Below are 11,985 nucleotides of genomic sequence, written 5' to 3' on the forward strand. Positions count from 1 at the left end.
GTCCGTCCGATGTCAGACTATACGTTTTAGGGATACTCAAAATGGAAAACTTTTCAGAGGTTATGGCACTTTTCCTGAGTGTCGATAATTTCCTTGCCATCGCGGCGGGAGTGTTGGTCGGCGTCGTAGTGGGCGCCATCCCGGGGCTGACGGCCACCATGGCGGTAGCGCTGGCGTTGCCCTTTACCTTTTCCATGGAACCGGTGACCGCCATTCTGTTACTGGTGGGCATCTACAAGGGGGGTATGTACGGCGGCTCGATCACCGCCATTCTGATCCGCACCCCGGGGTCGCCGGCATCCGCCTGCACCTTGCTGGACGGTTATCCCATGGCGCAGCAGGGCAATGCCAAGAAAGCGTTGAAGACCGCCCTCTACTCCTCCGTGGTGGCGGACATGATTTCCAACCTTGCGCTGATCTTTTTTGCCTCCTATCTGGCCAAAATTGCCCTCAATTTTGGCCCTCCCGAATACTTCTGGCTCATCTGTTTCTCGTTGACCATCATCGTCTCGGTGTCGGGAAGCTCTGTGATCAAGGGGCTGATTGCGGCGAGTCTGGGGATCATTCTGTCCACCGTCGGCCTGGACGCAGTCTACGGGACCCAGCGCCTGACTTTCGACAACTACAACCTGATGGACCGCATCTCTTTCATACCGCTGCTGATCGGGCTGTTTGCCATTCCCGAGATCATTGATTTTTATATGACCCGAGTGGCGCCCCATGTGCGCACTGCGGTGGCGGGCGCCTCACTGAGCTGGAAAGAGTTCAAAGGCATGCTGAAAACGGTGGTCCGTGGCAGTTTCATCGGTGTAATCATCGGGGCGATTCCCGGCACCGGCGCAACGACTGCAGCGTTCATTTCCTACAGCGAGGCCAAGCGGACCTCACCCCGGAAAGACAACTTCGGCAAGGGTGAGCCTGAAGGGGTAGCTGCAGCCGAAGCGGGCAATAACGGGGTGGCGGGCGCCACGCTGATTCCACTGTTGTCCCTGGGTATCCCCGGTGACGTGATCACCGCCATTATTCTGGGGGCGTTCATGATCCACGGTCTGACACCGGGTCCGGTGTTGTTCCAGGAAAACCTGACCCTGGTGTACGCACTGTTTTGCGGCATCATGATCAGCTCGTTCGTGCTGGTGTTCGTGGGCAACGCGGCCATTCGGTACTTTTCCATCATTGCGGACATTCCCAAAACCATCCTGCTGCCCATCGTGCTCATGTTCTGTATCTACGGGGCTTATGCGGTCAACAACAGCACCTTTGATATCGGCCTGATGCTGGCGTTCGGTGTGCTCGGGTTCGTGTTCAACCGCACGGGAATGGCCGCAGCACCCTTCCTGATCGGCTTTATTCTCGGGCCCATGTTTGAAGACAATCTGAGACGGACCATGCTGATCAGTAAGGGCGACCTGTCGATCTTCTTCCGCGGACCGATCACCTGGGTGTTTGTGTTGCTCACCGTGGCGTCGCTGGCGTTTGCGATTCGACGCTATTGGGTCACCCGCAAAGAGGAGGCCCTGGCCTGACGGATCTGATGTGAGTCCGTATCCCGGTCACAAACAAAAACCCCCAGCTGTGCTGGGGGTTTTTTGCGTTGCGGCAGTGTCAATCAGCCGCCAGTGGCCGACCGTCTTTCATGCACATGCGTTCCCGGTTCATTTGTGTCACCCGGGTGATCCCCAGCAAGGCCATGTTCCGCTCAATTTCTGCAGACAGCAGGTCCGCCGCATGGCGGACTCCCGCCTCGCCGGCATAAGCGGCGGCGTAATTGAAGGGCCGGCCCACAAACACAAATTTGGCGCCCAAGCCAAGTGCCTTGAGCACATCACTGCCCCGGCGGAACCCGCTGTCAATCATGACCGGCAGGTTCACCGCGCTCACGATGGCCGGCAGAACATTTAGCGGAGCGATGGCACCGTCGAGCTGGCGACCGCCATGGTTGGAGACGATGATGCCATCCGCCCCGTAGGTCTCTGCCTTGACCGCATCCTCCGGGTGCAGAATGCCCTTGACGATCAGATTGCCGGGCCAGAGCCGGCGAACCAGAGCGAGAGACTCCCAGTTCAGATGGCTTCGGCCCGAGAAATCCCGATTCACGTGTTTCGAAATAATCGGGATGCCCCGTGTTGCGTAGTTGTTTTCAAAATGTGGCACACCGGAGTGGACCAGGGTTCTGAGGAAGGTGCCGAACAGCCATCGGGGCCGCAGCAGTCCATCCAGAAACAGGCGCGGACTGGGCCGCAAGGGTGAGGTGAACCCGGCGCGTACATTGTTTTCACTGTTGGGTGGAACCGGGAAATCAACGGTGATGACCAGATTTTTGAAGCCCGCGTTTGCCACCCGGGCGAGCAAGGCTTCGATGCCCGCGTCATCGCCGGGCAGGTAAGCCTGGAACCAGTCCGTGCCCTCCGGGCCGCGCAGTTCCTCCAGCGGAATCAGCGAGGAGCCACTCATGATCATCGGAATCCCGGCTTTGGCCGCCGCCCGGGCCAGCACCTGATCCCCGCGGTAGGCGGACAGGGCACTGATTCCCATCGGTGCGATACCAAAGGGTGCGTCGTAGCGCGTGCCGAACAGCTCGGTTTGCAGTGACACTCGGGAGACATCGACGAGCGCCCTGGGGAAAAAACAATAATCATCGAAGGCGTGCCGGTTGGCGTGCAGGGTCTTGCCATCTTCGGCGGCATTGGCGACATAACCGAACAGCGGCCGTGGCAGCGTCTTTTGGGCGGCCTTTTCGAAATCATGCAAATTCAGAATTGAGGCCAAACGCCTGTGCTGATAGTTCATCTATTTATCCTTATGGTCCCTGTGGATCCTGGGTGTCGGGTCAGCCGACCGTGACCCCGCCACAGACAAACAGGGTCTGGCCGGTGACGAAGCCGCTGCGGTCGTCACAATAGAAGCTGACGGCTTGCGCCACATCGTCTGGCTGTCCCATACGCCGGACCGGAATGTTGTCAATGATGCGCCGGGCACGCTCGGAATCACGGGGGTTGTTCTGCCAGAATGCGCTGGTAGCTATAGGGCCGGGCGCCACACAGTTGACGGTAATGCCATGCTCCGCAAGCTCTAACGCCCAGGTTCTGGCCATGGATTGCAGGGCGCCTTTGGTGGCACTGTAAATGGTGCGCTCCTCTTTGCCCAATACCACGCGGCTTGTATTCAGTACGATGCGGCCCATGCCCAGAGCCTTCATACCCGGCAACAAAGCCTGGGTGCAGACCAGGGCTGAACGCACGTTCAGATGCATGAGGTGATCGAAATCCGCCAGCCTGGTCTCTTCCAGGGAAGCCGGCGCAACAACCCCCACATTATTGACCAGACGGGACACCGGATAACGGCCGGCGATGTCGACCATAAGCTCATGGGTGGCCTCGGCGTCGCTCAGGTCGATTTGGTGCGCGTCCGCTTTCAGGGCGTCCGCCTCCGGCGCCACGATGTCTGCCACGATCACGCGGTAGCCATCCTGCCGGAGCCGCAGGGCGATGGCCTGACCGATATTTCTGGCGCCACCGGTGACGACCGCACAGGGTTGATGTACAGGTGTGTTCTGAGCTGAATCTGGGCTCATCGAGATATCCTTTGAGTACGTGGGTCGACTGGTCCATTGCCAGTGTGAGCGTTGTCACCAGAGGAGCCCGGCGACGCAGCATTTGCGGCCGTATGGTCGCGCACCGGCAAGGTTCCAGCATGGCATTATTGGTTGTCAGAGCAAGTGATGCCCCGGTTCGCAGCGGGAGCGCGGGGCCGGGCAGAACTGGGGTTCTTGCGCCTCAGGGGTTTATATGTAAGATTGCATTGACAGTCAATATGTGAACATGAGTTCGCTAAACGAACAAGACAATGGAAACACTATAACAATGATGAAATCAGTGAAGACCTGAATTCTGTCCACCCTGGCCGCCGCAACGCTGTGCTTTGCCGGGTTAACGCAGGCCAGTGAGTGGCCCACGGATAACATCCGCCTGATCGTTCCTTATTCTGCGGGAGGGACCACGGATTTGCTGTCGCGCAAGGTGGCCGATCTGTTGCAGCGGGAACTGGACACCTCCATAGTCGTGGAGAACCGCCCCGGCGCGGGGTCTACCGTCGCCACCGGTCAACTGGCGCGCGGTGGTCGTGGTGCCGACCACACGCTGTTGATGGCCTCGCCCGGCCACACCATTGGCGCATCCCTCTACCCGAACTTGCGTTACGATCCGGTGGCGGATTTTGCCTTCGTACGCAATGTAATCAATATCCCCAACGTGATGGTGGTGCCTGCGAGCAGCCCCTATAGCAGCGTGGCTGAGTTTATCGAAGGTGCGCAAACAGAGGACTTGACGTTCAGTTCGTCGGGAATCGGCACCTCGATCCACATGTCTGGCGAATTGTTCAAGTACATCGCCAAACTCGATCTGGCCCATGTGCCGTTTCGCGGTTCCGGTGAAATGTTGCCGGCACTGCTGTCCGGTGACGTAGATGTGTCGTTCGACAACATGCCGTCGGTTTACCCCCACATCCAGGCGGGCAAACTCAAAGCCCTGGCGGTGACGACGCCGGAAGCCTCCGAGTTTCTGCCGGATGTTCCGTCCATCCAGCAAGCGGGCAAAGACTACGGTCTGGAAAACTTCGAAACCTACGCCTGGTTCGGTCTGATTGCGCACAAATCTTTCCCGGAAGCGGGTATGGCCAAACTCCAGGCAGCGCTGGATAACGTCATGTCGAGTGAGGAGTTCAAGACATTTTTACCTCAGTTTGGTGCCCAGGCGGGTCAGGTTGTAGGCGATGACTTCCGTCAGTTTATTCAGAACGAAGTGGCGAAGTGGGCAGAGGTTTCCGAAGAAGCCAACCTGAAACGCTAACGATTGCGGTCAGCGGGGCGGGGCGTGTCCATACAGACGGTCCCGCCTTTTTTGTTTGCGGGTCCGATGCGCCGGCTCGCCGGTATCACCGCCGGGATGCTGTAATGTGCTCGACAAAACAGCGTACCTTGGCCAGTTCCCCCAGATGCTCCGGATAAACCAGATAATAGGCGTTGTCGCTGGGCAGTCGGTACGGCCAGGCAAGTTCCAGTTGGCCACTGTCCAGCTCTTCGTCGACGGTAAAGTGAGGCACCAGGGCCACGCCACCCCCGGCCATGGCCGTGCGTACCAGCATCGGAAAGGTCTCGAAGCGGGTGCCGTGGTAGCTGCGGTCGGTGGCCACGGCCTGGTCTGAAAACCAGTGGTGCCAGGCATCCGGGCGTGTCGACAGATGCAACAGTGGTAAGCGGGCCAGATCGTCGACGGTGTGCACCGGCTGCTGCGCCAATAGTTGTGACGAGGCTACCGCAACCATGACTTCGTCGATCAGCTTGTGACAGGCAAGACTGGGCCAGCTGCCGTGGCCATAAAAGAACGCGATATCGATGCTGTGCTGCTCCAGATCGAAATCCGTCACCCGGTCGTGAAACTCCAGGCTGATGTTGGGGTGGGCGGACAGAAACGCGGGCAGCCGCTTGGCCAGCCAGCGGCTGCCAAAGCTGGGCAGGGTGGCAATTTTGAGCACCTCACTGTTGCCGCTGTAGGTCATGATCGCCTGGGTCGACATCTCGATCTGTGTCAGCACCTTGCGCACGTCACTCAAAAACATCGCGCCTTCCGGGGTCAACAACAGGCTGCGGCGTACCCGCCGGAACAGTTTGTGTTGCAACGTGGTTTCCAGCTGCGCGATTTGTTTGCTGACCGCGCTTTGGGTGAGGTTGAGCTCGTTGGCCGCCCGCGTAAAGCTCATATGACGCGCTGCCGCTTCAAAGCATTGCATGGCGGTGGTGGAAGGAAGATTGCGTGTCGACAAAACCGGGTACTCCTGAAGCGCGCCTCGTTCGTGAAAGAAAACCCGCCCACCTGAATGATCGGCCGGCCGGCGCCCATCATTTCAGACTCTGGGGTTTGACACCACCCGGTGCCAGCCGTCGGTATTATGAGTTTCAGGCATCCAGAGGCCGATGGGGCAGGTCTGATTGTATCCGCGCAATGCCACGATAGGCGAGTAGTAGACGATGGTGGTGATCCTCGCATGAGGAGGGAATACACCTCATTAACGGCCAATGGATTCCATAATGGAATCAGTTGGGGACTTTTTTTCGTTTGAGCCATGGCCCGGAAGCCGGTTAAATACCGCATCAGGCCGCAGTTCAGTGTCAAAGCAATGACAACAGGTCCTATCTTGATAAAGCAGGCGTTGGAGGCGCTGCGGTCATGATTGAAGTGGTAAGCGAAGTGGCAGTGGAGAAGGGGTATGCGGCGTTTCTTGAGGCCCTGCGGGCACGCGGATTCGCGGGCGAGATTGCCATGGACCATGGCAGTCGCACGGTACTGGCCACCGACAACTCGATCTACCAGCGTCTGCCCCAGGCGGCGGTGTTTCCCAAACACGCTGGCGACCTGGAACTGCTGGCCCGCCTCGCTGCGGAACCGCTCCACCGCGCTATCGTCCTGACCCCCCGCGGCGGCGGCACCGGCACCAATGGGCAGTCACTGACCACCGGCATTGTGGTGGATGTGTCGCGCCACATGAACCGGATTCTTGACATCGACGTAGAGGCGCGCCGGGTGCGCGTTCAGGCGGGAGTGGTCAAGGACCAGCTCAATGCCGCGCTGAAGCCCCATGGGTTGTTCTTTGCCCCCGAACTGTCGACCTCGAATCGCGCCACCATCGGCGGCATGATTTCCACCGACGCCAGCGGTCAGGGCAGCTGTGAATACGGTAAAACCCGTGATCATGTGCTCGAACTGGACACCATTTTGCTGGGCGGTCAGCACCTCCACAGCCGCGCACTGACCGCGGACGAAGAGCAAACGGCACGCCAGCAGCAAGGCCTGCTGGGGCAGGTGCACGCCACCGCCGCCGAGATCATTGATGGGCAACGGGCGCTGATCGAGGCAACATTCCCACCGCTTAACCGCTGCCTGACCGGTTACGACCTGGCGCATCTGCGTGATGAGGACGGCCAGCTCAACCTCAACAGCGTGTTGTGCGGCTCGGAGGGTTCACTGGGCTTTCTGAACGAAGCGGTATTGAACGTACTGCCGATCCCCACACACGCCACGCTGGTGAATGTGCGCTACGCCAGTTTCATGGACGCGTTGCGCGATGCCAAAGCGCTGATGGGCAGTGTCGCCCGGCCAACGTCCATCGAAACCATCGACGACAAAGTGCTGCAGCTGGCCATGGAAGACTTTGTCTGGGACAGCGTCGCGGAGTTTTTCCCGGTGACCGGCGAGGCACCGATTCGTGGCATAAATCTGATTGAGTTCAATGACAACGACCCGGACGCCCTGGCGGAGCGGGTGCACGCGTTTACCCAGCATCTGGGGCAGGACGCCTCGGTGGAGCGGCTGGGCTACACCCTGGCGCAAGGACGAGCGCAGATTCAGAAGGTGTACGGCATGCGCAAGCGCTCGGTCGGCCTGCTGGGCAACGTTCAGGGCGAAAAACGCCCCATTCCGTTTGTGGAAGACACGGCAGTGCCACCGGAGCATCTGGCGGATTTTATTGCGGAATTCCGGGCCGCTCTGGATGCCCGCGGGCTATCCTACGGTATGTTCGGTCATGTCGATGCGGGGGTGCTGCACGTGCGCCCCGCCATTGATATGAAAGACCCCGAGCAGGAACAGCTGATCCGCGCGGTGTCGGATGAAGTCGCCGCGCTGGCGCAAAAATACGGCGGCCTGTTGTGGGGTGAACACGGTAAGGGCGTGCGCTCGGAGTATGCGCCCCGGTTTTTCGGTGAACTTTATCCCAGTCTGCAACGGGTCAAGGCGGCTTTTGACCCCTACAACCAGCTTAATCCCGGCAAAATTGCCACCCCCGCCAAGGACGCTGCAGCTGCGGAGCCGGACAGACTGATCGCCCGTGACAGCGACCCGGATTTGCTCACCGTGGATGGGGTAGTCACCCGTGGCCAGCTCGACCGGAGCATCGATGAGCGTGCCTGGCAAGCCTACGACGCGGCGGTCTACTGCAACGGCAACGGCGCTTGCTACAACTACGATGTGGACGACCCCATGTGCCCGTCCTGGAAGGCCACCCGGGATCGCCGCCATTCACCCAAAGGCCGCGCCAGTTTGATCCGTGAATGGTTGCGGCTGCAATCCCAGGCGGGGATTGACGTCGTGGAAGAATCCCGCAGGCAACAAACGGAAGGTCTTTGGGGCTTTGTTAAACGCTGGCCGCGACGGCTGGCCAACACCCTCAGCAAAAAACAGCGGCACGATTATTCCCATCAGGTGTATGACGCCATGGCGGGTTGTCTGGCGTGCAAATCCTGTGCGGGCCAGTGCCCCATCAAGGTCAACGTACCCCAGTTCCGTTCGCAGTTTTTAGAGGTGTACCACGGCCGCTACCTGCGCCCGGTGCGCGACTACGTCATGGCCGCCACCGAGGTTATGGTGCCGGCCCTGGCCCGGGTTGCCCCGCTTTATAATGCGCTCCTGGGCCAGCGGTGGGTGGAACAGCTTATGCGGCGCACCCTGGGCATCAGCGATTCCCCGCCGCTCTCCCGGGCCAGCGTGAGCAAGCAGCTGCGCGCCTGGGGTGTGGCAGCAGCCACCCCGGCCTCGCTGGCGTTCCTCACCGAGCAGCAGCGCGCAGACAGCGTGATATTGATACAGGATGCGTTTACGACCCATTTTGAAGCCAGTCTGGTCATGGACGTGGTGGAACTGCTGTCCCGTCTTGGTTTGCGGGTGTTCGTGATGCCGTTCTCCGCCAACGGCAAGCCACTTCACGTCCAGGGCTTCCTCGGGGCGTTTGAGCGGACCGCGGCCAAACAGGCCGAGCGGTTACGCCTGCTGGCCCGCTTCGGAATCCCGATGGTCGGCATAGATCCGGCGATGACCCTGACGTACCGCCAGGAATACGTGAAGGCGCTGGGGCCGGAGGCCGTGCCGCAGGTGTGGATGCTGCAAGAGTGGCTGGCAGAGCGGCTCAGCACCCGGGCACCCGGCCCGCAAGCGGCGTCTGCCCCCGGCTTCAAATTGCTCGCCCATTGCACGGAAAAGACCAATGTGCCCGGCAGCCCGAGAGCGTGGCAACAGGTATTCGCTGCCTTTGGCCTGGAACTCGAACTGGTGTCCGCCGGCTGTTGTGGCATGTCAGGTACTTACGGCCATGAAACCCGCAACGGGGCCACTTCGCAAATCATTTATGCACAATCCTGGCAGCCGCACGTCGAGGCGCCGGAGAACGCGGGCCGGCTGTTGGCGACCGGTTACTCCTGTCGCAGCCAGGTAAAACGCTACTCTGACCTTGGCTTGCGCCATCCGTTGCAGGCGTTGCTGAGCCAGGCAAAGTCTGCCAACCCGTAACACTTTATCCATACGCTATAGAGAGCCGTACCATGACCCCAAACCAGTTTCTTTCAACCGACGATGTGCGCGATCGCTTTTCCAAAGCTATGTCTGCCCTGTATCAGGCCGAGGTGCCGCAATACGGGACCTTGCTGGAGCTTGTCGAGCAGGTTAACCAGGAAACGCTGGAGCAACAGCCTGAGCTGCGCCGCCGCCTGCAGGCACAAGGCGAGCTGGCCCGACTGAACGTGGAGCGCCACGGGGCGATCCGGGTCGGCACGGCGGCCGAGCTGGCCATGCTGCGGCGGCTGTTCGCGGTCATGGGCATGCACCCGGTCGGTTACTACGACCTGTCCGAGGCGGGCGTGCCGGTGCATTCAACGGCGTTCCGCCCGATTACCGACGCGGCCCTGGCCCGTAACCCGTTTCGGGTGTTTACCTCCCTGCTGCGGTTGGAACTGATTGACAGTGACGCGCTGCGACAGCGGGCCGAAGCGGTGCTGGCCCAGCGCGACATTTTCACCCCCAAAGTTCGCGAGCTGATCGCACGCCATGAATCCCAGGGCGGGTTAACAGACGCAGAAGCGGATCAATTTGTGCAGGAGGCGCTGGAAACCTTCCGCTGGCATCAGGATGCCACCGTGGATCTGGACACCTACCAGGCCTTGCACGACGAACACCGCCTGATTGCGGATGTGGTGTGTTTCCGCGGGCCGCACATTAATCACCTGACACCGCGCACCCTGGACATCGACGAAGCGCAGCGCCGTATGCCGGCGATGGGCATGAACCCCAAAGCGGTGATCGAGGGTCCGCCCCGTCGCCAGAGCCCGATTTTGCTGCGCCAAACCAGCTTTAAGGCACTGGAAGAACCGATTCGTTTTGCCGGTGATGCCCAGGGCACCCACACCGCCCGGTTTGGCGAGATCGAACAACGTGGCATGGCGCTGACGCCGAAGGGGCGGGCGCTCTATGACCAGCTGTTGAACGAAGGTCGCAAACAGACGGCGGGTCTGGATAACGAAGCGCATCAGGCGGTTATGGAAAAAGTATTCGCCGCTTTCCCCGATGACAATGAGACCATGCGCCGTGAGGGACTGGCTTACTTCCACTATCACCTGACCGAACAGGGGCAGGCTGCCAGGGGCGTGACCACCGAAGACATCGACACGCTGCTCGCACAGGGTCTGGTGGAAGCGCAGCCGATTACCTACGAAGACTTTTTGCCGGTGAGCGCCGCCGGTATCTTCCAGTCGAACCTGGGCGGAGGGGCAAACGAGGCCTACGCCGGGAACGCCAACCAGACCGCCTTCGAACAAGCGCTGGGCGCGCCGGTGACCGACGAGCTGGCGCTGTACGCGGAGCGGGAACACGCCTCCAAAACCCAGGTGCTGGCAAAATTGCACGCCTCGGATTAAGCGTCGGGAGAGTCCCCGCGCGCCCGCAACCGCTTACCTGAAGCGCGTTGCCGGGCAAACCGCCACCTGGCTGGCACCTGAGTGGCGGTTTGCCGGATCAGATCCACCGCTCAGAAGCTGCGTCTGTGCCCGCTGTCGTTGGCCATGCCCAATAACCACGCCTTGAACGCGACGACCGTGGACGGCAGCTCCCGGTGCGGGGTGACATACAGGCGGTAGTCGTAGTTCAGGGTTGCGTTGGCCGGCGATTGAAAGGGAATCAGCAAGGATCCGTTATGGCGTTCCTCTTCCACCAGGCAGGAGGGCACCAACGCAATGCCGATGCCCGCCACGGCGGCCTGAATCAGGTGGGAGGTCATTTCGAACTGGGGCCCGGGCCGCATGGTCGCCGTGGGAATATCGTGGGCCGAGAACCACTGGCTCCAGTCATCCGGTCGGGTCGCAACCTGCAGCAGGGTGTGCGCGGTCGCGTCAGCCGGACACTGCAACGGAACCTTCGCCAGCAGGGCGGGGCTGATGACCGGCACCAGCTGATCCTGAATCAGCGGATAAGTCACCAGTCCGGGCCAGACACTGTCGCCACCGCTGATCACCGCGTCCATGCCGGCAAGCTCCATATCGAACGGGCGGATTCTGGCGTGGATGTGCACCAGGGTATCCGGGTGCCGGGCATAGAAATCGGAGAGGCGCGGCATGAGCCACATGGCGGCAAAGGTGGGCAGGCAGGCCAGATTGATGGATCCGCCGGATGCCCGATATGCGCTCACCTGACGCGAGGCGTTGCGTATCTGCTGCAGACCGCTGCGGACTTCCCGCAGATACATCGCCCCCGCTTCGCTCAGTCTGAGTTGCCGGCCATCCCGCACAAACAACCGGACCTCCAGCAACGCCTCCAGCGACTGGACATGGCGGCTGACCACGCTCTGGGTGAGCGAAAGTTCTTCGGCCGCCCGGGTGAAACTCAGATGCTTTGCCGCGGCTTCGAAGGCGATCAGCCATGACATCGAGGGAGTGAGACGCCTTGGGTTCATGTTCAGCTCGGATCGTTGTCTGGTTGGTTTCCTGCCCGCAGGGTGGAGTATTCATAAACTGAACGAATCAGGTGCAGATTATCAGTTTGTTTGGCGCGGGTTAATCCCCGATCATCTGATGGCTGAAGGTTCACTTCCGTATCGCCATGCCCCCTCACGTCAGGCGAAGTGCAAACACAAACCAAAGCTACCAGGGGCATAGCGCGCAGCCACGCGGCT

The 11,985-nt window shown here is 60.5% G+C and carries 8 protein-coding genes; 4 read left to right on the forward strand and 4 right to left on the reverse strand.

All coding sequences use genetic code 11. The features are described 5' to 3' along the window. Positions 1–41: 41 nt before the first annotated feature. Entirely contained in the window at positions 42–1,526 is a 1,485-nt protein-coding gene (locus BG841_RS07890; RefSeq protein ID WP_070057158.1) for a tripartite tricarboxylate transporter permease, read from the forward strand. Between the two features lie 79 nt (positions 1,527–1,605). Here BG841_RS07890 and BG841_RS07895 read toward each other — a convergent pair whose 3' ends face one another. Together BG841_RS07895 and BG841_RS07900 are read right to left on the reverse strand one after the other, a co-directional pair. Then, positions 1,606–2,790 carry an alpha-hydroxy acid oxidase gene (locus BG841_RS07895; RefSeq protein WP_070057159.1) on the reverse strand — a complete coding sequence of 395 codons (1,185 nt, stop codon included), beginning with the start codon at positions 2,788–2,790 and terminating at the stop codon, positions 1,606–1,608. A gap of 40 nt (positions 2,791–2,830) precedes the next feature. Continuing rightward, positions 2,831–3,574, reverse strand: coding sequence for an SDR family NAD(P)-dependent oxidoreductase (locus BG841_RS07900; protein WP_070057160.1), 744 nt, complete (start codon positions 3,572–3,574; stop codon positions 2,831–2,833). A 430-nt stretch (positions 3,575–4,004) separates the two neighbouring features. Here BG841_RS07900 and BG841_RS07905 point away from each other — a divergent pair, with 430 nt between their 5' ends. Beyond that, entirely contained in the window at positions 4,005–4,847 is an 843-nt protein-coding gene (locus tag BG841_RS07905; RefSeq protein ID WP_198929172.1) for a Bug family tripartite tricarboxylate transporter substrate binding protein, read from the forward strand. Positions 4,848–4,932: 85 nt separating this feature from the next. On the opposite strand, the gene BG841_RS07910 is transcribed toward BG841_RS07905, so the two are convergent. Continuing rightward, positions 4,933–5,820, reverse strand: coding sequence for a LysR substrate-binding domain-containing protein (locus BG841_RS07910; protein ID WP_070057161.1), 888 nt, complete (start codon positions 5,818–5,820; stop codon positions 4,933–4,935). A 404-nt stretch (positions 5,821–6,224) separates the two neighbouring features. Between BG841_RS07910 and BG841_RS07915 the strand changes: the two genes are divergently transcribed. Then, the gene (locus BG841_RS07915; protein ID WP_070057162.1) at positions 6,225–9,335 is read left to right on the forward strand and encodes an FAD-binding and (Fe-S)-binding domain-containing protein; all 3,111 of its coding nucleotides are present in this window, start codon (positions 6,225–6,227) and stop codon (positions 9,333–9,335) included. A 32-nt stretch (positions 9,336–9,367) separates the two neighbouring features. After that, a complete protein-coding gene (locus BG841_RS07920) occupies positions 9,368–10,735 on the forward strand; it encodes a VOC family protein (protein ID WP_070057163.1) in 1,368 nt (455 codons plus the stop codon). Between the two features lie 110 nt (positions 10,736–10,845). Here BG841_RS07920 and BG841_RS07925 read toward each other — a convergent pair whose 3' ends face one another. Then, on the reverse strand, positions 10,846–11,766 hold the full coding sequence (locus BG841_RS07925; protein ID WP_070057164.1) for a LysR substrate-binding domain-containing protein: 921 nt from the start codon (positions 11,764–11,766) through the stop codon (positions 10,846–10,848). Positions 11,767–11,985 lie beyond the last annotated feature (219 nt).

It is taken from the genome of Marinobacter sp. X15-166B, assembly GCF_001752365.1.
GTDB lineage: Bacteria > Pseudomonadota > Gammaproteobacteria > Pseudomonadales > Oleiphilaceae > Marinobacter.